Consider the following 21,910-nt stretch of genomic DNA (forward strand, 5'->3'; position numbering starts at 1 on the left):
ACAAAGTGAAATGTTTTTTAAAGTTCGCTTTTGAAAGTGCCAGCGTCCTGATTTGTTTCACTATCGATGCCTGTAAACAAAAAAGCCCTGCATGTGCAGGGCTTTTCTTAGTGCGTTGTACTAGCCGCAAAGCATTAGCCGCGAAGCCAGGAGTCTACAGTGGCTGCGCCGTACTGTTCTTTCCACGCCTTCAGGCCGCGATGGTTGCCGCCCTTGGTTTCGATCAGTTCACCCGTGTGCGGGTTGTGGTAAACCTTGACGACGCGGGCACGGCGCTGTTTGGGTGCGGCAGCGACGGAAGCGCCGGACTTGCCCGGGTTAGGATCCAGGATGGAGATGATGTCGCGCAGGCTTTTGCCGTAGGTCTTCATCAGCCCTTGCAGCTTTTCTTCGAATTCGATTTCTTTCTTCAAGCCAGCATCGTTCTTCAGGGATTCCAGCTGGGCAAGCTGCTCTTGAAGGGCTTTTTCTGCTGCGCGAAATTCGGCGAGTCTGGACAAAATCTATACTCCAATAGTGTATTTGGCTGATATCTACTGCAAACAAAGCGATAAGCCAAGAGCCTTAAGGCGACTCAATGAAAGTGGCCTTCCTGCCAATTCAGCACAGGCAGGAAAAATTGTAGTAGTTAATCAGTCATGAGTAAATCATGTCTTTTGTATAAATAACAATATTTCCGTTGAAGTGGCTGGCTATTCAATGGCTGTTCAGGAATCTAATGAACTCGTCGCAAGGTACAGGCTTGCCAAACAGGTAGCCTTGCAAGAAATCAACGCCTTGGGCCGCCAGATAGTCGCATTGTTCTTGTGTTTCGACGCCTTCGGCAACGATGCCCAGGTCCAGCTTGGCAGACAGTTCAATGATGCTGTCGAGTATATGCCGCGAGAGTGCATCAACACCGATCATTGCCACGAAGCTTTGATCTATCTTCAAGTAATCGACATTGAAGTTGCGCAAATAACCCAGGCTGGAGTGGCCGGTGCCAAAGTCGTCGATCGCGATCATTACCCCCATTTCATGCAGCGCCTGGAACAGCTGGCGGGTGATATCCGTGGGCTCGATCAACTCGCGCTCGGTCAATTCCAGGACCAGGATCACCTTGCCCGGCGGGAAGGCAGCGAGGAACTCCCGGCAGTCCTCCACCAGCTCCAGGTCGTGACAATGGCGAGCGGTAATGTTGATGCCCACGTGAAAATTGTCGGCAAACTGCGCGGTGTGGGGCGCCAACTGTGCGGCGGTCTGGCGCATCAGGGCGCGTGTCATCGGTACGATCAGGCCCGAATGTTCGGCCAGGGGAATGAACAGGTCCGGGCGCACCAGGCCTTCCCTGGGATGATTCCAGCGCATCAGCACTTCACAGCCGGCCCACTGCCGGATGTTGTCGCCACGCACCACTGGCTGGTAATAGGGCACAAATTCATTGGCGCCCAGGGCCCGTTGCAGTTCCAGGGTCGGTGCCGATGAGCGCTTTTGCAGCCAGTGGGCGAGGATGCCTGCCAGCACGCCGAAAAACACCACCAGAACGAACAGCGCGGGATACCGTGCCTGCATGTAGCGCCAGGTTTCACCCTCCGGCATCCCGGCCTCCACGCTGTAGGTATACCGCGTGGAGTCGAGATGATGATGCGCGACGGAAAATGTCGGCAGCGCTGTGCTGTGCACCTTGCCATCCGACGCCAGCCAGTTAGGCCCCACCTGCAACACCAGGTCGGTATATCGGCTGATCAGGCGCAACGCGTTGGTCAAGTGGTAGCCATCAATGGAGGCGAAGGCCCCCCGGTCACCCTCGGTGAGGCGATACACCAGCAATGCGGTGTCGGGTGTCACCGGGTTGCCTTTCATCAGCCAGAGACGGCCGCCGACGTAGTCCTCAGGGTTGACCGGTGACTGGTAGTTGCCACCAAACAACGAGCTGCAATAGATGTTGCGCTGCCAGGACAAGGTGGTGGCGCGCACGAAAGGCCGGCGGGTGACCTGTTCCCGCAGCTTCAGTTGAGTCGGGTTATCACATTCATGGCCGGCCAGTGGCAGCAGGTCCTGGGCGGCGAGGGCGGTGTTGTCGAGCATCAGGTCAAACTGGCGCACGGCCTCCTGGGCGGTTTGCGCGGTGCTGTGCTCGAGGGTGCGCCCGGCTTGCCAATACAGGATAAGCACACCCAGCAAAATGGGCAGCGCGCCACTGAGCAGGGTGATCAGGTGGCGAGTGGAGGCTTTTCGGGGGCCTTTGACGGTCAGTGGCATTTGCGCAGCCTGTAGCGGGAGAGGGCAATAGGACGCTCAAATGCGGTCGGGACAACCTCGGTGGCCTTCCAACAAAGCGTATCGGTATTGGCCATGATAGATGGCGGCAGGCGTCTGTGCATGTTCAATAAAGCTTCAACCGTGTGGCCAGTTGAATAAATGCCAGGGTTGCCGGCGAGGACTGCCGACGGTCCAGTACCGCCAGCCCCACCTGGCGTTTGACGGCAGGCTTGAGCGGTTTGATCAGGTAATCCGCCTGCGTGGATTCAGGCAGCGACAACTCGGCGACAATGGTCACGCCGTCGCCCCGGCGCACGGTGTCCAGGGTGCTGAGCAGCTGTGAGCAGCGGTAACGCACATCCGGCTGCAACCCTGCACCGACGAACAGCCTTGAGACCAGTTCGGCCGAACCGGCCTGGGTCAGGATAAAAGGTTCACCGCACAGCGCTTTCAGGCTGACACTTGGCTGCGCGCCCAAGTGATGCCCCAAGGGCAGCAGCGCGACCAGTTGGTCCTCAATCAACGGGAACGTATCGAAGCGCTCTTCAGGCAGCACCACAAACCCAACGTCGACGCGCCGCTCTTCCAGCCACTGCGTCACCTGGCGATCGGGGCCTTCGTCGACATGCACCTCGATGCCCGGATGCTGCTCGCGAAAATGCTGCAGGATCGCGGGCAACAAGCGAATCGATGAGGTCGGCCCGAACGAGCCGATGCGCAGCGTGCCGCGCTTCATCCCGCGGGCATCGGCGGCTTCCTGTTGCAGCGTGTTGGCCAACCCGAGCATGGCCCGGGCGCGCAACAGCAGTTGTTGGCCGATATCGCTGAGTTCGACCTGGGACTGATGACGTCGGATCAACTCCACACCCAGTTCCTGCTCCAGGGATTTGATCGCATGGGACACCGCCGATTGGCTGATGCCCAGGCGATTGGCGGCGCTGGTGAAACCTTGCAGTTCGGCCACCAGGGAAAAGATTTCCAGTTGGGTAAGGGTCATGAGTATTTACTCATTTTACGATGATCGTGGATTAGCCAAACAATAAGCCAATCCCGTGTCTTGTGAGTAGAAATCTGATGAACCCGAGCCCTGACCGTCTGACGTATCTGAAGCTGGCGGCCGTGACCATGATCTGGGGCGGCACCTTCGTTGCCGGGCGCTATCTGGCGGCAGGCCTGGACCCACTGTTGGCGGCGACCGTGCGCTTTGCACTGGCCAGCCTGGCGCTGCTGGCCTTCCTGGGCGTCGCGCGTATTCGCCTGGTGCGTCCGACCACCGCGCAATGGGTGCAATTGATGGTGCTGGGCTTTTTCGGGATCTTTTTCTACAACCTGTGTTTTTTCTACGGCCTGCATTACATCAATGCGTCCCGGGCCTCGTTGATCGTGGCGCTGAACCCGGCAGTGATTGGCCTGGCCTCGTGGCTGCTGTTCAAGGAACGCCTGGGCTGCTTCAAGCTGGTGGGGATCGCGCTGTGCCTGGGTGGCGCAGGGCTGGTGATCGTCAGTCGCAATCCGCAGTTGCTGCAGGGCACGGCAGATGCGTGGGTCGGTGACCTGCTGATTTTCGGCTGCGTGGTGGGGTGGGGCGTGTACTCGCTGTTTTCCCGGAGTCTCAACCAGCGCCTGGGGCCGTTGCAAACCGTGACCTGGTCGATCCTGCTGGGCACGCTGATGCTGACGATCACCACGCTGGTGACGGGCCGACTAACGTTGGCCGCATTGGGCCGGATTGATCTGCCCCAACTGATGAGTTTGCTGTACCTGGGCGTGCTGGGCTCGGCACTGGCCTACATCGGCTACTACGATGGCCTGCGCCGCATCGGCGCCACCCGTGCGGGTGTATTTATCGCCCTCAATCCGCTGACGGCAGTGATCTGCGGCGCATTGCTGCTCGGCGAGCAACTGACCGTGCCGATGCTGCTGGGTGGGGCGGTCATCCTGCTGGGCATCTATCTGTGCAACAAACCCCTTGCGCGGGCCAGGGCAATGGGGATTTGATAAGAGTACGGACAAATCTGTTTACGCTGTGTAGAATCGATTTACGCATACAAGAATAAGGACTTGCGCTAACGCAAGCCTCGCCCGTCAGAGACTGATGTAACCATGAAGCTACTCGGGTCCCCCCTCATCTTTGGTGACTTCCTCGCCCGCAGCGTGCGGGGTATCTCCTGTGCGCCACCCGCTGACCTCATCCTTGCTCGCAAATAAACATTTGTTAATTACAAGAATGATGATGAGGCACCGAAAATGGCAGACCTGTACGAAAACCCAATGGGCCTGATGGGCTTTGAGTTCATCGAATTCGCATCGCCAACCCCGGGCACCCTGGAGCCGATCTTCGAGATCATGGGCTTCACCAAGGTCGCGACCCACCGTTCCAAGAACGTACACCTGTACCGGCAGGGCGAGATCAACCTGATCCTCAACAACGAACCCAACAGCATCGCCTCCTACTTTGCGGCCGAGCACGGCCCGTCGGTGTGCGGCATGGCGTTTCGCGTCAAGGACTCGCAACAGGCCTACAACCGGGCCCTGGAACTGGGCGCCCAGCCTATCCATATCGAAACCGGCCCGATGGAGCTGAACCTGCCGGCGATCAAGGGCATTGGCGGCGCGCCGCTGTACCTGATCGACCGCTTTGGTGAAGGCAGCTCGATCTATGACATCGACTTCGTGTACCTCGAAGGTGTCGAGCGCAACCCGGTGGGCGCGGGCCTCAAGGTCATCGACCACTTGACCCACAACGTGTACCGCGGCCGCATGGCCTACTGGGCGAACTTCTACGAGAAGCTGTTCAATTTCCGTGAGGCGCGCTATTTCGACATCAAGGGCGAATACACCGGCCTGACCTCCAAGGCCATGAGCGCCCCGGACGGCATGATCCGCATCCCGCTGAACGAAGAATCGTCCAAGGGTGCCGGGCAGATCGAAGAGTTCCTGATGCAGTTCAACGGCGAGGGCATCCAGCACGTTGCCTTCCTCACCGATGACCTGGTCAAGACCTGGGATGCGTTGAAGAAGATCGGCATGCGCTTCATGACCGCGCCGCCAGACACCTATTATGAGATGCTCGAAGGCCGCCTGCCGAACCACGGCGAGCCGGTGGATCAACTGCAGGCACGCGGCATCCTGCTGGACGGCTCGTCAGTGGCGGGGGACAAGCGCCTGCTGCTGCAGATCTTCTCGGAAACCCTGATGGGCCCGGTGTTCTTCGAGTTCATCCAGCGTAAGGGTGACGACGGCTTTGGTGAAGGCAACTTCAAGGCGCTGTTCGAATCCATCGAGCGCGACCAAGTGCGTCGTGGTGTGTTGACCGCTGACTGATCGCCTGGGCGATACACAAAAAAGCCCGACCGGGATTGCACCCGGCCGGGCTTTTTGTTGCCCGGCAGAAACATCGGGACACAGGCGGTTGCCAGCGGCCAGGAACGGAATTCACTGCCAGCGTTACTCAGTGTCATATGCCCAGTTGAGGTTCATGTATGACAGTCATTGCGCACACCGGTAGTCCACCTCCAGGTTTGAATCAGGCAGCAGCCGTCAACGACGAACCGGCCATCAGTCCCTTGGCCCCAACTGCTCTCTCCCCATTAAGTCCTGCCACTGTCGCCCGCGTGACGTTTTCCTCGAACGTGGAATGGAGCAGTGCGCAGGGCGAGCTGACCGCCGCAGGCGTCGAACTGGCCAATGCCGTATTGGCCCCGGGTACCTCATCAACCGTCGGCGCGCAGGTCTGCACGTTCGCGGTGGACGGGATCCAGTCGAGCGACATTCTGGTGGTCAAGCGCGTACCCGCCTCTGAAACCGGAACGAATATCCTGTTGTACATTCCTGACGTTGAGGGCAATTCGTTCTTCGAATTCAATAACCTTGAAGAAATGAACGCCTGGCTCAAAGAGGTCGCCATCGACCCTGACACGTTGGATGTATTTGCCGGGCATTTTTCCCGCAATGCGCCTGCCGATCAGACAAAGCGGGTAAAAGACACGATGACGCGCTTCGCCGCAGGCGATATCAATGCCGTGGTCGGGCCTTTTGGCTACGAAAAGGGCGATATCTTCAATCGCCTGGACAAGCACACAAGCGTGCCGCCGGTACCGGTCAACGGGCTGACGGGGACCTACCTGAAAGTTGAGACCCGTGATGGCCGGGTGACTTTCGCAGGCACACGTCCGGACGGAGAAACCGTACTCTATCAGTACGATGCCTACGGCAACTTCCATGGAGGAGGTAACAAGGGCAACTTCTACTTTGTGAAAAACGGCCTGAACAATGACCAGCCGCTGTCGCCTGTTTCGCGAGAGCAATACTTGAAAACGGTCGTCAGTGTCAGCCTGGATAATGTGGGTGCCAACGATTTATGGGGGCTGTTCGACGAGTTCATCCGCCAACTGAAGAACCCGGGTTCAGGCATTGGGACGGCCTTGATCGCACTGGGCGTGCCTGAGGATGTGGCGCAGTCCATCGAAAAAATCGTCAAGAACCCCGTCACCGGCACCTTGCTTGAACTCAATCATGGCAACCGGCTCGGTAAGCTGTTTGGCGTTGAAAAGGCGCAAATGGACGCCGCACTGACGCAAATAGGCGACGAAATCCAAGGCAGGATTCCGTATTACGGGGCCATCCGAGGGGGGTTGTCGCAAACGGCTGTAATGCTCGAAATGGCAGCAAAAAAAAGCGCTGTCAGGCCTTCTGCTGACGCACCAAATGCTTGAAGCCTTCAAACACCAGCACCATCACCGCGAGCCAGATCGGAAGATACGTCAGCCATTCCCCCGCCTTGATGCTTTCGCCCAACAACAAGGCCACGCCGAGCAGCAGCACCGGTTCTACATAGCTGAGCAGCCCGAACAGGCTGAAGGCCAACAAGCGGCTGGCGACGACGTAGCACACCAGCGCCGACGCACTGATCAAGCCCAACATCGGGATCAAGGCGTACAAGCCCTTGTGGGCGTCGAGCACGGCAAAACCCTGTTCGCCGCTTTGCACGAACCACAGTGCCACCGGCAACATCAGCGCCATATCGAGCCACAGCCCGCCGAGGTGGTCGGTCTTCAGGCGTTTGCGCAGTACGAAGTAAACCGGGTAGCCGATGATCACTACCAGGGTTGCCCAGGAGAATCCGCCCACCTGATACAACTCGTTCAGCACACCAGCACCGGCGAAGAACACCGCAATCTTTTGCAGGCGTGACAATTGTTCGCCATACACCAGCCGACCGGTCAGTACCATCGTCAATGGCAGCAGGAAATAGCCCAGCGATACATCCAGGCTGCGACCGTTGAGCGGCGCCCACATGAACAGCCACAACTGCACCCCCAGCAGGGCCGAAGACACCACGACCCCGCCGATCAGCGCGGGTTTGGCCGCAACCAGCCGAACCAGTTCCCACACCCGTCGCCACTCGCCGCTGACAATCATGAACACGGTCATGCAGGGCACCGTCAACAACATGCGCCAGCCGAAGATCTCCAGGCCGCTCAAGGGCGTAAGCAGCGACGTGAAGTAATACATCACGGCAAACAACACCGAGGCCAAGACCGATAACACAACACCTTTAGACACACTGTCCTCACGAAAGCCGATTGATACAAAAGAAGGGGGGATTTCAGGGAGGGAATATAGTGCTTTTGAGGTGAGATGTTTGCTCTGTTTTGGAGCGGTTTATGGGAGGATTTCTCAGGTCCCCCCATAAAAGGGACTTATGGCCGGGCAACTCGCCCCGACACAAAGTGGCTCACATCATTGAACCCTGGCGTCGACGCATGCCCTGGCGTGACCAGCGAGTCGATGAATGCTTCGTCCTCCGCCGTGATCTTCACCTCCAGCGCGCCGGTGTAGGCATCCCACTGCGCCTCGGTGCGCGGCCCGACAATCGCCGAACTGACCGCCGAGTTGTTCAGGACCCAGGCAATCGCGAACTCGACAATCCCCACGCCACGGCCCTGGGTGTATTGCTGGATCTGCTGGGCGATGCGCAGGGATTCAACGCGCCATTCGGTTTCCAGGATGCGCTTGTCCTGGCGCCCGGCACGGCTGCCGGCTTCAGGCGTTACGTCCGGCGCATATTTGCCGCTGAGCACGCCACGGGCCAGCGGGCTGTAAGGCACCACGCCCAGGCCATACGCGGCGGCGGCGGTGATCTGCTCCACCTCGGCCTGGCGGTTGACGATGTTGTACAGCGGCTGGCTGATGATCGGTTTGTCCACCCCCAGGCGCTCGGCCACGCGGATCACTTCAGCGATCCGCCAGCCGCGGTAGTTGGAAAGGCCCCAGTGGCGGATCTTGCCCTCGCGGATCAAGTCGCCAATCGCTGAAATCGTGACTTCCAGTGGCGTGTTGTGGTCTTCGCGGTGCAGGTAATAGATGTCCAGGTAATCGGTGTCGAGGCGCGTCAGGCTGGCTTCCAGCGCATTGAAAATCCGCTTGCGACTCAGGCCGCTGCGGTTCGGCAGGCCATCCGCCGGGCCGATGCCGACCTTCGAAGCCAGCACCCAATCCTGGCGCTGGCGGGCGATGGCTTCGCCGACGATTTCCTCGGAGCGCCCTGCGGTGTAGACGTCGGCGGTGTCGATAAAGTTGATGCCTTGATCCCAGGCCTTGTCGATGATGCGCAGCGAGTCCTCGGTGTTGGTCTGCTCGCCAAACATCATGCTGCCCAGGGTCAGTGCGCTGACCTTCAACCCGGACTGGCCCAGTGTGCGGTAAATCATCGTGAACACCTCAAAAGGGGGAGACAGGCCCTATCCAATACCAGAGAGCAAGGCTCTGGAACAAGCCCCGCGACGGTTATTGCGGTAATAGTTCGGCGCAGCGCAGTTGCAGGAAGCGGTGCAGTACCTTGACCCGCTCCGACACCTGCAACCGATGGGGACACATCAGATTGAACGGGGTCGGTTCGCCTTGCCAATCGGTGAGCAACGGCACCAGGCGCCCGGCCTTGATATCGCGCGCTACATCCAGCCGCGCTTTATAGGCGATGCCGTGCCCGGCCAATGCCCAGCGCCGCACGATCTCGCCGTCATCACTGAGGTAGTCGCCGCCGACCTCGACTTCCTGCAGCACCTCGCCCTGGCGAAAGTACCAGGTGTTGTTCGCCCGACCCTGGCGCATATAGCGCAGCGTGCTGTGTTGTGCCAGGTCCTGGGGGAGGCGTGGCGTACCGTGGCGCGCGAGGTAGTCGGGGCTGGCGCACGCCACCCGCGTGTGGTCGGGCACCACCGGCAACGCGACCAGGCTGGAGTCCCGTGGTACGCCGAAACGCAGGGCGATGTCGACGGTTTCGCGGAACAGGTCGGCATTGCTGTCGTTGAGCAGCAACTGAAGGCGCACGTTCGGGTGTTCGAGCTTGAACTCATCCAGCCAGCCCAGCAGCACATTGCGCCCGAAATCCGAGGGCGCGGCCAATTGCAGTAACCCGCTCAGGCTCTGGCCTTGCTGCTTGACCGCCTGTTCGCCTTCCGACAGCGCCTCCAGAGCCACGCGCACACTGTCGAGGTAGCGCCGGCCTTCTTCGGTCAGGCGCATGCTGCGGGTGGAACGCGCCAGCAGCCGGATGCCCAGGCGGGTTTCCAGGCGCTTGAGGGCAATGCTCGCTGCGGCCGGGGTCAGGCTGAGGCTGCGGGCGGCTGCCGACAGGCTGCCGGTGTCGGCGGTGCGCACGAACACTTCAAGGTCGAGGATTGAGCTCATTTGTAAAAATCCTTTAAAGATCTTGTCGTTTTACCGGGATTTTTCAACGATTGCCAAGCTGGGAAGATGAAAGCTCATTTTCTCAGCCAGGTATTTCCCCATGACATCTCCCCTCAACGGCACAACCATCATCGTCATTGGCGGCAGCAGCGGCATTGGTGCCGCGGTGGCCAAGCAGGCCGTGGCACGCGGTGCCCATGTGGTGCTGGCCGGGCGGCGCTTGTCTTCAACCGTGGAGAACGGGGTGCGCAGCGAGCAGGTGGACGTGACCGACGCAGCCTCATTACAGCGCTTGTTCGAAACCGTGGGGCCGTTTGACCATCTGGTCTACACCGCAGGGCCTGCGGTGCAGGCCAAGGCGTTGATCGAGACCGACCTGAACATGGCGCAAGACAACTTCAACGTGAAGCTCTGGGGTTCCCTGCGGGCGATCCAGTCGGCGCTGCCATTTCTCGCCGAGCGCGGCAGCATCACCCTGACGTCGGGGCAGTTGGGGCGCAAAACGGTTGCGGGGCAATTCATCAAGACCGGCATCAATGCGGCGACCGAAGCGCTGGGCAAGCAACTGGCCAAGGAACTGGCGCCACGGCGGGTCAATGTGGTCAGCCCGGGGGTGATCGACACCGAGGCGTATGCCGGGTTGTCCGATGAGCAGCGACTGGCAATGTTTGCCAAGGCGGGCGGGGCGTTGCCGGTGGGGCGCGTGGGGCAGGCCGAAGAAGTGGCTGCCGGGTATGTGTTGGCGATGGAGAACGGGTTTGTCACCGGTAGCGTGATTGATGTCGACGGCGGCGGATTACTCTAAAGGCAGCTGAATAAAAAAGGTCCCGCTTTCAGGCGGGACCTGCATTATCAGTAATAGGGCCGTGCTTAATAACGTGGCACCGGAACCGGTTGTGGCGGGTAGTAATAGCCTGGAGGCGGCGCCTGGTAATAGACCGGCGGCGGCTGTTGGATGTACACCGGCTGCGGCTGCACGTAAACCGGTTGCTGCTGCACATAGACCGGAGGCTGGGAGTTGGCGACCACCGAACCCACTACGAGACCGCCGACAACCGCACCCAGCAAAGCCGGGCCACCCCAGCCCCAACCACCGCCATGCCCGTACCCATAACCGTGACCCCAGCCATAGCCATATCCTCCACGGGCTTCTGCTTGCCCTGCGATGGCGAGGGTGGCAATGAGCAACATGGCTACTTTCATTTTTGAGAGTCGACTGATCATGATAAGTCCTCTACGTATGCACCGAACCGGTCTTGATAATATCCCCGGGCATAGGCTTCAGACAGCGGTTTCGGACGGGATGATGGAGTACGAAAGTAAAGGCTGGGTAAAGGTTGTAGCCTATTTGTTACGTGGAGTGGGCGTAGAGGTTAATAGGGCTTTTGGGCGGTTGTTTGCCTATAAAAACTCGCTTTTATATGAGCGAATAGATGACCGGCGCCGCCCTTGATATCACGGCACCGGTCAGCGCTGATTCAAGCCTTGAGTGTGCGCGTCATGCGCAACGCCAACACACTGCCCGCGACGATCACCGCCGCCAGCAGGTACAGCGCCAGGTCCGTAGACCCGGTGGCATCTTTCACAAACCCGACGATATACGGGCTGAGGAACCCCGCCATCTGGCCCATGGAGTTGATCAACGCCAGACCACCCGCTGCCGCACCTGCGCTGAGCATCGCGGTTGGCACCGGCCAGAACATCGGCAGGCCGGTGAGGGCACCCATGGTGGCGATGGTCAGGCCGAGGATCGCAATGGCCGGCGTGGTTGCAAAGTTCACCGCAATCACCAGCCCGATCGCGCCCATCAGCATCGGCACCACCAGGTGCCAGCGACGCTCCTTGCGCAAGTCGGCAGAGCGGCCCACCAGCAGCATGAACACCGCCGCCAGCAGGTACGGGATCGCACTCAACCAGCCAATCACCAGGTTATCGCTGAAGCCCATGTTCTTGATGATCGATGGCAGCCAGAAGTTGATGGCGTACACACCGCTCTGGATGCAGAAGTAGATCAGGCCGAACGCCCAGATCGCCGGGTTCTTGAACACTTCCAGCAGCGAGTCGCTGGTGGTCTTCGGCTTGTTGGCCAGGTCGGTCGCCTGGTCGGCTTCCAGCACCGCGCGCTCATGGGGTGTGAGCCACTTGGCGTTGGCAAAGCTGTCGCTGAGCAGGAAGTAGGCGAGGGCGCCGAGGATCACCGTCGGCACGCCTTGCAGCAGGAACATCCACTGCCAGCCCGCAAGCCCGCCCTGGCCGGCGGCGAAGTGGTTGAGGATCCAGCCGGAGAACGGGCTGCCGAGCAGGCCGGATACCGGAATCGCCGACATGAACAGCGCCATGATCCGCCCACGGCGGAAGGTCGGGAACCACTGCGAGAGGTACAGCACCACGCCCGGGAAGAACCCGGCTTCAGCGGCGCCGGTCAGCAGGCGCAAGCCGTAGAAGTGCGTCGGTGTGGTAACGAACAACAGGCAGGTGGACAGGGCGCCCCAGACGATCATCATCAGCGCAATCCAGCGCCGTGGACCGAATTTGGTCAGCGCCAGGTTGCTCGGCACGCCGCACAGCACGTAGCCGATAAAGAAGATCCCGGCACCGAGGCCGTACACGGTCTCGCTGAATTTCAGGTCGTCGAGCATCTGCAACTTGGCAAAGCCGACGTTGACGCGGTCGAGGTAGTTGAACAGGTAGCAGATGAAAATGAAGGGGATCAGGCGCAGGGTGATGCGCTTGTATACGGCGTTTTTATCGTCATCGGTGGCCTGGGTAACAGCGGCGCTCTGTGACATGGCAGTCTCTCTTTATTATGATTTTTCGCGATGCGAGGGTAACGTTGATCGCCCAACGAGTCTCGGCCACCTCAAGGGGTGCTGTCTTTGTGCTCGCGCACAGTGAAGCATGGTTTGCGCTGTGCCTATGAACAACCGGTTTTTTTCAGGAATTTAGCCCCATGTTCGAGCTGGATCATGACCTGGCGCAGGATATCGTCAATCGCACCATGGCGATCCTGCCCTATAACGTCAACGTCATGGACAGCCAGGGCCTGATCCTGGGCAGCGGCGAACCCGAGCGGATCAACACCCGCCACGAAGGCGCGCAGTTGGTGCTGGCCAACGGGCGGGTGGTGGAGATCGACGGCCAGACCGCCAAGCACCTCAAGGGCGTGCAACCCGGGATCAACCTGCCGCTGCTGCACGACCAGCGCCTGATCGGCGTGCTGGGCATTACCGGTGAGCCGGAATTGCTGCGCACCTATGCCGAACTGGTGCGCATGACGGCCGAAATGCTGGTCAGCCAGCGTCACCAGCAAGCCGAGCAACAATGGCGGCGCCAGCGCTGCGATGATCTGCTGGCACTGCTGCTGGCCGAGACCGGCGATTCGCCACGCCTGGTGGATGAAGCCCAGCAACTGGGCCTCAAGCCGCAGCTGGCGCGCACGCCGTACCTGTTCGAGCTGGGCAGCGGCCAGTCGGCCGAGGCCTTGAGCGCCTGGCTGACCTCGCGCTACCCCGACAGCTGGTGCGTCAGCTCCGCGCAGTTTTCCCTGCTGTGGTGCCGGCCGGCGTCGGTGCAAGTCGATAACCCGCGCCTGCTGGAAAAGCTCGACGGCCTGGGCTGGAACATCCTGCGGGTCGCCGTCGGCGGGCAAGCGGACGGGCTGGCCGGCCTGCGCCGTTGTTACCGGCGAGTCGGCGACCTGCTCGCCTATGGCCGTGATGTGCTGCCCGAATCGCGGTTGCTGACCCTCAATCGCTACCGCCTGCCGGTCATGCTCTGGCGCCACCGCAACGACGACGCCCTCGATGAATTGCTCAACCCGCTGCGCAAGGTACTGGCCAAGGACAGCAACGGCCAGTTGCTGGCGACCCTGCGCAGCTGGTGCGACCACGACGGCCAAAGCCAGGCCTGCGCCGATGCCCTGGGGATCCACCGCAACAGCCTGCGCTACCGCATGGAACGCATCGCCGAGCTGAGCGGCGTCGACCCGCTGACCCTCGACGGCATGCTCGCGTTGTACCTCGGCGTGCAGCTATTGCCGCAAGCTTTGTCCAAATGAACAACAAACCCCAGCCACTCTTGTGCAATGGACCGGCGTTATTGCCGGTGCCAACTGGCAGCATGGGCGTTATAAAAACCGGAGAAAGCCCATGAAAATCATCATCGCCCCCGACTCGTTCAAGGACAGCCTGAGTGCTGAAGGCGTGGCGAATGCCATTGCCGAGGGGTTGGTCAGCGTGTGGCCCGACGCCGAGCTGATCAAGTGCCCGATGGCGGACGGTGGTGAGGGCACGGTGGAATCGGTACTCGCCGCCTGCCAGGGCGAGCTGCGCACCAGCCGTGTGCAAGGGCCATTGGGCGGCAGTGTCGACGCGCATTGGGGCTGGTTGGCCGAGAGCCACACCGCAATCATCGAAATGGCCGAAGCCAGCGGCCTGCAACTCGTGCCACCGGGTCAGCGAAATGCGTGTTCCAGCAGCACCTTCGGCACTGGCGAACTGATCCGCGCCGCCCTGGATGCCGGCGCCCAGCGCATCATCCTGGCCATTGGCGGCAGCGCCACCAACGACGGCGGCGCCGGGGCGATGCTAGCCCTGGGTGTGCAGTTGTTTGATGCCGAGGGAGCAGCGCTGCCCCTTGGCGGCCTGGCGCTGGGCAAGCTGTCGCGCATCAGCCTTGAACAACTGGATCCCCGCCTGAACGAAGTGCGCTTCGAAATCGCCGCCGACGTGAACAACCCTCTATGCGGTCCTCACGGGGCCTCGGCGATTTTCGGCCCGCAAAAGGGCGCCACTCCCCAGCAAGTCGAGCAACTGGATGCGGCCCTCGGCCATTTTGCCGATCACTGCGCCAGGGTATTGCCCAAAGACGTACGCGACGAACCCGGCAGCGGCGCCGCCGGTGGCTTGGGTTTCGCCGCCAAGGCGTTCCTTGGCGCGCAGTTTCGCGCGGGTGTTGAAGTGGTCGCAGAGCTTGTTGGGCTTGAGCAAGCCGTGCGTGGCGCCGACCTGGTGATCACCGGCGAAGGCAGGTTCGATGCCCAGACCCTGCGCGGCAAGACCCCGTTTGGCGTGGCGCGGATCGCCAGGCAGCACAACGTGCCGGTGATCGTGATCGCCGGCACCCTGGGGGATGGCTACGAGCAAATGTACGCCCACGGTGTGGATGCCGCGTTCGCCTTGCCGTCCGGCCCGACTACCCTGGAACAGGCCTGCAGCGACGCACCGCGCCTGTTGCGCGAGCGCGCCTCGGACATCGCGCGGGTCTGGAAATTGGTGGCTTCGCGTTCCCGATGAGTGCAGTGCAGGGCTCGCCATTCTGAGGCTTTGCCGCCTACACTGGTCGGCCACGTGTTTTTCAAAGGACGAAACACCATGCACACACCTGAACCCAAGATCGTTATCACGCGCTTCACCGAGGCCCACCTTGAAGGCGTCGCTGCGCTCTACAACGACCCGGCTGTCTGCCGTCAGGTGCTGCAAATGCCTTTCCAGTCAGTCGAGGCCTGGCGCAAACGCCTGGTGCAGGACAACGAGCGGCGGCTACAGCTGGTGGCGCTGCATGCCGGTGAAGTGATCGGCCAGCTGGGTTTGGAACAGTATTTGCGCGTGCGCCAAAGCCACGTCGGTTCATTCGGCATGGGCGTCGCCACCGCCTGGCAGGGCAAGGGCGTGGGCTCCCGGCTGCTGGGCGCGGCGCTGGAGGTGGCGGATAACTGGATGAACCTGCACCGGGTGGAACTCACGGTGTACGCCGACAACGAAGCCGCCCACCGGCTGTACCACAAGTTCGGCTTCGAGACCGAAGGCCTGCTGCGCGACTACGCCGTGCGTGACGGCGCATTCGTCGACACGCTGACCATGGCGCGCATCCGCAAGCCGGCCTAGTCGTCCTGCAACGCAAACGCCACCGCAGCCTGCGCATGCAGCTCGGTGGTGTCCAGCAAGGGCAGGTCGCTGTGCTGCGGCTTGATCAACAGGCTGATTTCCGTACAGCCGAGGATGATGGCCTGGGCGCCACGGGCGGCCAAAGACTCGATCACCCGCTGGTACACCTCGCGCGATGCGTCGCTGATCACCCCGACGCACAACTCTTCGTAAATGATCCGGTGCACGGCCTGGCGCTCTTCAGCGTCCGGCACCAGCACGGTCAGCCCCTGCGCCGCCAGGCGTGACTTGAGAAACTCCTGCTCCATGGTAAACGCGGTACCCAGCAGGCCAACGCTCAGGGTGCCAGCTTCCACGGCCGCCGCGCCGGCAGCGTCTGCAATATGCAGAAACGGTATCGACACCGCCGCTTCAATCTGCGGCGCTACCAAGTGCATGGTGTTGGTACACAGCACGATGCATTCGGCGCCACCGGCTTGCAGGCGGCGGGCGGCGTCTTCGAGGATCAGCGCCGCGTCGTCCCAGCGCCCGGCGTGCTGGGCCTGCTCCACCGGGCCGAAGTCGACGCTGTACATCAACAGTTGTGCCGAGCGCAGCGGCCCGAGCTGGTCGCGCACGTTCTGGTTGATGATGCGGTAATACTCGGCGCTGGACTCCCAGCTCATGCCGCCGATAAGGCCGATGGTGCGCATGCGATGCTCCTGAATTGGACGGGCGAGGGCACCACATTACCCGCGCGCTGCGCTTTAGTCATACGCCGGTGTGCGGCATCTGCCATGATCAAGGCTCGCAACATGGGTCACCCAAGGAACACGGCAATGGACGATGTACAACAACTGGGCGAGATGCTGCGTCATTACGCCGACAGCGAAGCCCACAAGAAACAGCAGTTCGAAGTGCAGTCGGCCCATTGGGCGCAGAAGATCGGCGAGTTGTTCGGCCAGATCGAGCAGTGGCTTGCGCCTGTGAAGACGGTCGGTTTGCTGGAAGTGCAGCGCGAGGCGTACGTGGCTTCCGGCCCCAGCGTGCCGGTGGAGACCTCCACCTTCAAGACCGAGAAACTGACCATCCATATCGCCGGCAAACCGGTGGAGTTCGTGCCGGATGTGATGGGCGCCGGCGGTTTGATTTCGCTGTCGGTGATGGGCTTGACCGCCGCCCGCTACGGCAGCATTTCCCTGGTATTGCTGCCGGGGAAAAACGACTGGCTGTGGAAGAAAACCAACGGTTTGAAAGACCCGGATACGTTCGGCTTCGATGCCAACTTCCTGGCGTTGCAGTTGCAGAGCCTGATTCCCCGCGAACGCGGCTAGTCGCTCAATGTGGTGCTTGTGTGGGAGCGGGCTTGCTCGCGAAAGCGGTGTGTCAGTCGCTGTATATGTTGACTGAACCACCGCATTCGCGAGCAAGCCCGCTCCCACAATTAGATCTCTATATTGCCCCAGTCCTGCTTTGTTTCCTCAGGCGCCACCGCGTTGACCCGCTTGCCCGTGGCCAGCTCCACCCGCCGTGCGACTTCCGGGTCATCGGCGAACGGCGTCAGGCTGGCCTCATCCAGGCTCTCCTTCGACTGGCCCCGCAGGCAATACTCCACCGCGCCATACAGGCCGATCACCGCCGCCAGGTTCAGCGCTATCTCCCACATCAGGCGATCTGCGCGTCAAGCTGCGCTACCTTCAAATCCGCCACACGCACGGTGCGCCAGGTGTTGTACGCCATCAGCAACATGCCGCTGAGGAAGAACACCCCGCCGACGAATCGCACCACAAATCCCGGATGGCTGGCCTGTAACGCTTCCACAAACGAGTAGGTGAGGGTGCCGTCATCGTTCACCGCCCGCCACATCAGGCCCTGGGTGATGCCGTTGACCCACATCGACGCGATGTACAGCACCGTGCCGATGGTCGCCAGCCAGAAGTGCATATTGATCAGCCCCACACTGTGCATCTGCGCGCGCCCGAAGATTTTCGGGATCATGTGGTACAGCGAGCCAAACGTGATCATCGCCACCCAGCCCAGGGCGCCGGCGTGGACGTGGCCGATGGTCCAGTCGGTGTAATGGGAGAGGGCGTTGACGGTCTTGATCGCCATCATCGGCCCTTCAAAGGTCGACATCCCGTAGAACGCCAGCGACAGCACCAGGAAGCGCAGGATCGGGTCGGTGCGCAATTTATGCCAGGCCCCGGAAAGCGTCATCATGCCGTTGATCATCCCGCCCCAGCTCGGCGCCAGCAGGATCAGCGACATCGCCATCCCCAGCGACTGCGCCCAGTCCGGCAGCGCGGTGTAGTGCAGGTGGTGCGGACCGGCCCAGATGTAGAGGGTGATCAGCGCCCAGAAGTGCACGATGGACAGGCGATAGGAATACACCGGCCGCCCGACCTGCTTCGGCACGAAGTAGTACATCATCCCCAGGAAACCGGTGGTCAGGAAGAACCCCACGGCGTTGTGCCCGTACCACCACTGCACCATAGCGTCGGTGGCCCCGGAATACACCGGGTAGGACTTGAACCAGTCCACCGGGATCGACAGGTGATTGACCACGTGCAGCATCGCGATCACCACGATAAATGCACCGAAGAACCAGTTGCCGACGTAGATGTGCTGGGTCTTGCGCTGCACCACAGTGGTGAAAAACACGATCGCATAGGCCACCCACACCACGGTCATCCACATCGCGCCGCTGAACTCGATCTCGGCGTATTCCTTGGTGGTGGTGTAACCCAGTGGCAGGCTGACCAGCATGATCACGATCACCGACTGCCAGCCCCAAAAGGTAAAGGCAGCGAGCTTGTCCGAGTACAGCCGTACCTGGCAGGTGCGCTGTACTGCGTAGTAGCTGGCGGCGAATTGCGCGCTGCCGGCAAAGCCGAAAATCACCAGGCTGGTGTGCAGCGGGCGCAGGCGGCCGAAGGTGGTCCACGGCAGGTCGAGGTTCATCTCGGGCCACACCAGTTGCGAGGCGATCCACACGCCCATGGCCATGCCGACCACGCCCCAGACGATGGTTGCAATGACGAATTGACGCACGACCTTGTAGTTGTAGGCCTGTGCGGTTGATGGTGGTTGCATGCTTAGTCCTCCCACGGTTCCAAGTGGGCGGCACTGTAGGAAGTATGGGTAGAACAATACAGACTCAGACCCGGGTCATTAATACGGATCAGCCACTAACCTGCATTTTTCGCACGTTACCCCCGTCAATAAATCGTTTGTCCAACCCCCGCCCAATGACAAAACTGCAAGTCACTCGCAAAACAACAACGATTGGGCAAAAAACCATATGCAAATCGAGCGCAACTTTTACAACGGCCACTTCGCCGAACCTGCCAGCACCGCCCAAATCGCGGTCTACAACCCCGCGACCGAGGCCCAGGTAGGCCGGGTGTCCGCCGCCACCCCTGATGAAGCCATTGCGGCCGTCGATGCCGCCGCCAGCGCACAGAAAACCTGGGGCAAGCTCACCAGCATCCAGCGCGCCGAACACCTGCGGGCTTTCGCCGCCGCCCTCGAAACCTGCGCTGAAAGCATAGGCCGGGCGCTGGCCAGCGAATCCGGCAAAAGCCTCGACGACGCCAGCAACGAAGCGCGCTACGCCGCCCAGATCACCCGCTACCACGCCGAATGGGCACGCCGCATCGAAGGCGAAATCATCCCCAGCGACACCCCGGACGAAAACCTGTTCCTGCAACGCGAGCCGATTGGCGTCGTGGCTTGTCTGATTCCGTTCAACTACCCGGTCTATACCCTGCTGCGCAAAATCGCCCCGGCGCTGATTGCCGGCAACACCGTGGTGGTGCGCCCGAGCAACAACACGCCGTTGTCCGCCTTTGAAATCGCCCGTGCCGTCGAGCAGTCGGGCATGCCGGCCGGCGTGATCAACATCCTGACCATGGATCACGCCACCGCCGCCGCCCTGTGCACCCACAAGGCCGTGGGCCTGATCACCCTGACCGGCAGCGTCAACGCCGGGCGCATCGTGCTCGACTACTGCAAGGCCAACATCGCCAAGCCGTCCCTGGAGCTGGGCGGCAAGACCCCGGCGATCATCGAGGCCGACGCCGACCTGGAAAAAGCCGCCAGCGACATCATCGCTTCCAAGACCACCCACTGCGGCCAACTGTGCACGGCCGTCGAGCGGGTGTATGTGCAGGAAAGCGTCTATGACCGATTCCTGGCCCTGCTCAAGGCCAAGATCAGCGCCGTCAAATTCGGTGACCGTGCCACGGATGCGGGCCTGATGGGCCCACTGGTCAACGCCAGCTCCCGGCAGAATATTCACGCCATGGTCGAGCGCGCCATCGCCGACGGTGCTGTACTGGAAACAGGCGGCGTACTCCCCGAAGGTCCGGGCCATTTCTACCCCCCGACGCTGCTCAGCGCCTGCCGCCAGGACATGGAAATCATCCAGGAAGAAATCTTTGGCCCGGTGCTGCCGGTGCTCAAGTACCGCGATATCGACGAAGCGCTGGCCATGGCCAACGATCACCAGTTCGGCCTGTCGTCGGTGCTCTATACCGAGAACTACCGCACGGCCATGAAAGTCGCCAACGCCATCGAGGCCGGCGAGTTGTACGTCAATCGGACCCCGGCCGACCCTTACCAGGGTTTCCACGCCGGCTGGAAACGCTCAGGGCTGGGCGGCGATGACGGCAAGCACGGGATGCTTGAATTCACCCAGACCCGTTTGGTGGTCATGAAGTACTGATTCACCGATCACCGGCTTTACCTTAATAAAAACAATTATCGGGGCACCTGCTCAGTGGGTGCCCGAGGTCTACAAGATGTCCAAGCCTGCACCCGTTGCCCAGGGTTTCGATGCCGTGTCCGCGGCTAAAAGCGACAAGGCCAGTCGCTACTTCCAATTGATGTTGCTGGTACTGGCTGCCGGGGCGATCTACCCGATCCTCTACCTGCGCCAGGTCTACCAGACCACCATGCTCGAGGTGTTCCAGATCAACCACAGCCAGCTGGGTTATCTGTACTCGATGCTCGGTACGATCTTCCTGCTCAGCTACCTGCCGAGCGGCTGGTTGGCCGATCGCCTGCCGCCACGCTTCCTGATCTTCTTTTCGTTGGTGGCCACCGGGGCCCTGGGTATCTGGTACTCCACTGTGCCGTCGATGACCGGCCTGATGATCATCTTCGGCTGCTGGGGCCTGACCACCGGCCTGACCTTCTGGGCTTCGGTGCTCAAGCGGGTGAAGATGATCGCCCATCACAGTGAGCAGGGCCGCTTCTTCGGCATCCTCGACGGCGGCCGTGGCCTGGTGGAAGCCTTGCTGGCGACCGTGGCCCTGGGGCTGTTCGCCTACGCCACCGAGACCCGCAGCCAAACTGCGGCCGAAGGCTTCAAGCACGTGGTGTACCTGTATTCGTTCGTGTGTATCGCCATTGGTTGTGTGCTGGTGCTGCTCAAGGACCCCAAGTCCATGGCCGAAACTGCGGCGGTGGAGAAGGGCAAGTTCAACCTGATCGCCGACCTCACCACCCTGGTGAAAATCCCCGAGCTGTGGCTGGTGACCGCCATCGTGTTCTGCGGTTACCACATGTTCTGGGCCACCTACAGCTTCTCCGATTACCTGCAAGGCAGCGGCATGACCGCCGTGATGGCCGGCACCATCACCACCATCAAGTTGTGGATGCGGCCCATCGGCGGGATCGGCGGCGGCTGGCTGGGGGACAAGTTTTCGAACATCTCGGTGCTGATCGTCGCGCTGCTGCTGGTAACCCTGGCGATGGTTGGCCTGATCGTGTTCCCGGCCATTGGCAGCCTCGGCTTGCTGATCGGCACGGTGATCTTTATCGGCCTGATGACCTACGCGATTCGCGGCCTGTATTGGGCGATCCTCGACAGCTGCGACATCCCGCTGCGCATCACCGGCCTGGCCATCGGCATCGTCTCGGTGGTGGGTTACCTGCCGGACACCTTTATCCCGCTGATCAATGGCTACCTCACCGACACATACCCGGGGCAGGTCGGCTACAACCTGTACTTCGGCTACATCGCCTTCATCGGCGTGCTCGGGACCCTCGCGGCCCTGACCTTGCGCGCCCGGATCAATCGTAAAAAATTCAACCAGACAGGTGCCTGA

The 21,910-nt window shown here is 61.1% G+C and carries 21 protein-coding genes; 10 read left to right on the forward strand and 11 right to left on the reverse strand.

Annotation, left to right across the window (positions count from 1 at the left end):
* Positions 1-134 precede the first annotated feature (134 nt).
* From AC3WKX_RS15455 to AC3WKX_RS15465, 3 genes are all read right to left on the reverse strand, one after another.
* Entirely contained in the window at positions 135-500 is a 366-nt protein-coding gene (locus tag AC3WKX_RS15455; RefSeq protein WP_003212570.1) for a histone-like nucleoid-structuring protein, MvaT/MvaU family, read from the reverse strand.
* Between the two features lie 196 nt (positions 501-696).
* Entirely contained in the window at positions 697-2,241 is a 1,545-nt protein-coding gene (locus AC3WKX_RS15460; RefSeq protein ID WP_102604908.1) for an EAL domain-containing protein, read from the reverse strand.
* 124 nt (positions 2,242-2,365) lie between these two features.
* Positions 2,366-3,238, reverse strand: a complete 873-nt coding sequence (locus AC3WKX_RS15465; RefSeq protein ID WP_003212568.1) for a LysR family transcriptional regulator — start codon at positions 3,236-3,238, stop codon at positions 2,366-2,368.
* Between the two features lie 77 nt (positions 3,239-3,315).
* On the opposite strand from AC3WKX_RS15465, the gene AC3WKX_RS15470 reads away from it, so the two are divergent.
* From AC3WKX_RS15470 to AC3WKX_RS15480, 3 genes are all read left to right on the forward strand, one after another.
* Positions 3,316-4,239, forward strand: a complete 924-nt coding sequence (locus AC3WKX_RS15470) for a DMT family transporter (protein ID WP_003212567.1) — start codon at positions 3,316-3,318, stop codon at positions 4,237-4,239.
* A 249-nt stretch (positions 4,240-4,488) separates the two neighbouring features.
* Positions 4,489-5,565 carry a 4-hydroxyphenylpyruvate dioxygenase gene (gene hppD / locus AC3WKX_RS15475; RefSeq protein ID WP_003212566.1) on the forward strand — a complete coding sequence of 359 codons (1,077 nt, stop codon included), beginning with the start codon at positions 4,489-4,491 and terminating at the stop codon, positions 5,563-5,565.
* A 158-nt stretch (positions 5,566-5,723) separates the two neighbouring features.
* Positions 5,724-6,956 (forward strand): dermonecrotic toxin domain-containing protein, encoded by a 1,233-nt coding sequence (locus tag AC3WKX_RS15480; protein WP_256579786.1) that lies wholly within the window; start codon positions 5,724-5,726, stop codon positions 6,954-6,956.
* Here the strand turns inward: AC3WKX_RS15480 and rarD are convergent.
* The 3 genes from rarD to AC3WKX_RS15495 all read right to left on the reverse strand — a co-directional run bounded on the left by rarD (position 6,925) and on the right by AC3WKX_RS15495 (position 9,933).
* A complete protein-coding gene (gene rarD / locus AC3WKX_RS15485; RefSeq protein WP_023658818.1) occupies positions 6,925-7,806 on the reverse strand; it encodes an EamA family transporter RarD in 882 nt (293 codons plus the stop codon). The genes AC3WKX_RS15480 and rarD overlap by 32 nt on opposite strands.
* 137 nt (positions 7,807-7,943) lie before the next feature.
* Positions 7,944-8,954: an aldo/keto reductase gene (locus tag AC3WKX_RS15490; protein ID WP_102604906.1), complete on the reverse strand. Its 1,011-nt coding sequence runs from the start codon at positions 8,952-8,954 to the stop codon at positions 7,944-7,946.
* 76 nt (positions 8,955-9,030) lie between these two features.
* Entirely contained in the window at positions 9,031-9,933 is a 903-nt protein-coding gene (locus tag AC3WKX_RS15495; RefSeq protein ID WP_008432540.1) for a LysR family transcriptional regulator, read from the reverse strand.
* A gap of 100 nt (positions 9,934-10,033) precedes the next feature.
* Between AC3WKX_RS15495 and AC3WKX_RS15500 the strand changes: the two genes are divergently transcribed.
* The gene (locus AC3WKX_RS15500; RefSeq protein WP_102604905.1) at positions 10,034-10,738 is read left to right on the forward strand and encodes an SDR family oxidoreductase; all 705 of its coding nucleotides are present in this window, start codon (positions 10,034-10,036) and stop codon (positions 10,736-10,738) included.
* 65 nt (positions 10,739-10,803) lie between these two features.
* Here the strand turns inward: AC3WKX_RS15500 and AC3WKX_RS15505 are convergent, their stop codons facing one another.
* Entirely contained in the window at positions 10,804-11,157 is a 354-nt protein-coding gene (locus AC3WKX_RS15505; protein ID WP_023658819.1) for a hypothetical protein, read from the reverse strand.
* 254 nt (positions 11,158-11,411) lie between these two features.
* Positions 11,412-12,722: an MFS transporter gene (locus AC3WKX_RS15510; protein ID WP_003212559.1), complete on the reverse strand. Its 1,311-nt coding sequence runs from the start codon at positions 12,720-12,722 to the stop codon at positions 11,412-11,414.
* 161 nt (positions 12,723-12,883) lie between these two features.
* Between AC3WKX_RS15510 and AC3WKX_RS15515 the strand changes: the two genes are divergently transcribed.
* From AC3WKX_RS15515 to AC3WKX_RS15525, 3 genes are all read left to right on the forward strand, one after another.
* A complete protein-coding gene (locus AC3WKX_RS15515) occupies positions 12,884-13,990 on the forward strand; it encodes a sugar diacid recognition domain-containing protein (RefSeq protein ID WP_003212558.1) in 1,107 nt (368 codons plus the stop codon).
* Between the two features lie 91 nt (positions 13,991-14,081).
* Positions 14,082-15,227 carry a glycerate kinase gene (locus AC3WKX_RS15520; protein WP_102604903.1) on the forward strand — a complete coding sequence of 382 codons (1,146 nt, stop codon included), beginning with the start codon at positions 14,082-14,084 and terminating at the stop codon, positions 15,225-15,227.
* Between the two features lie 78 nt (positions 15,228-15,305).
* Positions 15,306-15,818, forward strand: coding sequence for a GNAT family N-acetyltransferase (locus AC3WKX_RS15525; RefSeq protein WP_003212556.1), 513 nt, complete (start codon positions 15,306-15,308; stop codon positions 15,816-15,818).
* On the opposite strand, the gene AC3WKX_RS15530 is transcribed toward AC3WKX_RS15525, so the two are convergent.
* Positions 15,815-16,510 carry an aspartate/glutamate racemase family protein gene (locus tag AC3WKX_RS15530; protein ID WP_008432548.1) on the reverse strand — a complete coding sequence of 232 codons (696 nt, stop codon included), beginning with the start codon at positions 16,508-16,510 and terminating at the stop codon, positions 15,815-15,817. The two genes, AC3WKX_RS15525 and AC3WKX_RS15530, sit on opposite strands and share 4 nt — an antisense overlap.
* A gap of 126 nt (positions 16,511-16,636) precedes the next feature.
* Here AC3WKX_RS15530 and AC3WKX_RS15535 point away from each other — a divergent pair, with 126 nt between their 5' ends.
* Positions 16,637-17,131 (forward strand): hypothetical protein, encoded by a 495-nt coding sequence (locus AC3WKX_RS15535; RefSeq protein ID WP_003212554.1) that lies wholly within the window; start codon positions 16,637-16,639, stop codon positions 17,129-17,131.
* A gap of 110 nt (positions 17,132-17,241) precedes the next feature.
* Here AC3WKX_RS15535 and AC3WKX_RS15540 read toward each other — a convergent pair whose 3' ends face one another.
* The gene (locus tag AC3WKX_RS15540) at positions 17,242-17,463 is read right to left on the reverse strand and encodes a CcoQ/FixQ family Cbb3-type cytochrome c oxidase assembly chaperone (RefSeq protein ID WP_102369024.1); all 222 of its coding nucleotides are present in this window, start codon (positions 17,461-17,463) and stop codon (positions 17,242-17,244) included.
* Positions 17,463-18,890, reverse strand: a complete 1,428-nt coding sequence (ccoN, locus tag AC3WKX_RS15545; RefSeq protein ID WP_102604902.1) for a cytochrome-c oxidase, cbb3-type subunit I — start codon at positions 18,888-18,890, stop codon at positions 17,463-17,465. The genes AC3WKX_RS15540 and ccoN overlap by 1 nt, the downstream gene beginning before the upstream one ends.
* A 208-nt stretch (positions 18,891-19,098) precedes the next feature.
* Here ccoN and aldA point away from each other — a divergent pair, with 208 nt between their 5' ends.
* Positions 19,099-20,523, forward strand: coding sequence for an aldehyde dehydrogenase (gene aldA / locus AC3WKX_RS15550; RefSeq protein ID WP_102604901.1), 1,425 nt, complete (start codon positions 19,099-19,101; stop codon positions 20,521-20,523).
* Positions 20,524-20,599: 76 nt separating this feature from the next.
* Positions 20,600-21,910 (forward strand): MFS transporter, encoded by a 1,311-nt coding sequence (locus AC3WKX_RS15555; protein WP_003212550.1) that lies wholly within the window; start codon positions 20,600-20,602, stop codon positions 21,908-21,910.

It is taken from the genome of Pseudomonas sp. GP01-A4 (genome assembly GCF_058780865.1).

Bases quoted from the DNA above. Each gene is read 5' to 3' on its own strand.
- hppD (WP_003212566.1), top strand. From the start codon at position 4,489: ATGGCAGACCTGTACGAAAACCCAATGGGCCTGATGGGCTTTGAGTTC.
- AC3WKX_RS15520 (WP_102604903.1), top strand. From the start codon at position 14,082: ATGAAAATCATCATCGCCCCCGACTCGTTCAAGGACAGCCTGAGTGCT.
- AC3WKX_RS15460 (WP_102604908.1), bottom strand. From the start codon at position 2,241: ATGCCACTGACCGTCAAAGGCCCCCGAAAAGCCTCCACTCGCCACCTG.
- aldA (WP_102604901.1), top strand. From the start codon at position 19,099: ATGCAAATCGAGCGCAACTTTTACAACGGCCACTTCGCCGAACCTGCC.
- AC3WKX_RS15555 (WP_003212550.1), top strand. From the start codon at position 20,600: ATGTCCAAGCCTGCACCCGTTGCCCAGGGTTTCGATGCCGTGTCCGCG.
- AC3WKX_RS15515 (WP_003212558.1), top strand. From the start codon at position 12,884: ATGTTCGAGCTGGATCATGACCTGGCGCAGGATATCGTCAATCGCACC.
- AC3WKX_RS15480 (WP_256579786.1), top strand. From the start codon at position 5,724: ATGACAGTCATTGCGCACACCGGTAGTCCACCTCCAGGTTTGAATCAG.
- AC3WKX_RS15540 (WP_102369024.1), bottom strand. From the start codon at position 17,463: ATGTGGGAGATAGCGCTGAACCTGGCGGCGGTGATCGGCCTGTATGGC.
- ccoN (WP_102604902.1), bottom strand. From the start codon at position 18,890: ATGCAACCACCATCAACCGCACAGGCCTACAACTACAAGGTCGTGCGT.
- AC3WKX_RS15505 (WP_023658819.1), bottom strand. From the start codon at position 11,157: ATGATCAGTCGACTCTCAAAAATGAAAGTAGCCATGTTGCTCATTGCC.
- AC3WKX_RS15535 (WP_003212554.1), top strand. From the start codon at position 16,637: ATGGACGATGTACAACAACTGGGCGAGATGCTGCGTCATTACGCCGAC.
- AC3WKX_RS15525 (WP_003212556.1), top strand. From the start codon at position 15,306: ATGCACACACCTGAACCCAAGATCGTTATCACGCGCTTCACCGAGGCC.
- AC3WKX_RS15465 (WP_003212568.1), bottom strand. From the start codon at position 3,238: ATGACCCTTACCCAACTGGAAATCTTTTCCCTGGTGGCCGAACTGCAA.
- AC3WKX_RS15530 (WP_008432548.1), bottom strand. From the start codon at position 16,510: ATGCGCACCATCGGCCTTATCGGCGGCATGAGCTGGGAGTCCAGCGCC.
- AC3WKX_RS15490 (WP_102604906.1), bottom strand. From the start codon at position 8,954: ATGATTTACCGCACACTGGGCCAGTCCGGGTTGAAGGTCAGCGCACTG.
- AC3WKX_RS15500 (WP_102604905.1), top strand. From the start codon at position 10,034: ATGACATCTCCCCTCAACGGCACAACCATCATCGTCATTGGCGGCAGC.
- AC3WKX_RS15510 (WP_003212559.1), bottom strand. From the start codon at position 12,722: ATGTCACAGAGCGCCGCTGTTACCCAGGCCACCGATGACGATAAAAAC.
- AC3WKX_RS15495 (WP_008432540.1), bottom strand. From the start codon at position 9,933: ATGAGCTCAATCCTCGACCTTGAAGTGTTCGTGCGCACCGCCGACACC.
- AC3WKX_RS15470 (WP_003212567.1), top strand. From the start codon at position 3,316: ATGAACCCGAGCCCTGACCGTCTGACGTATCTGAAGCTGGCGGCCGTG.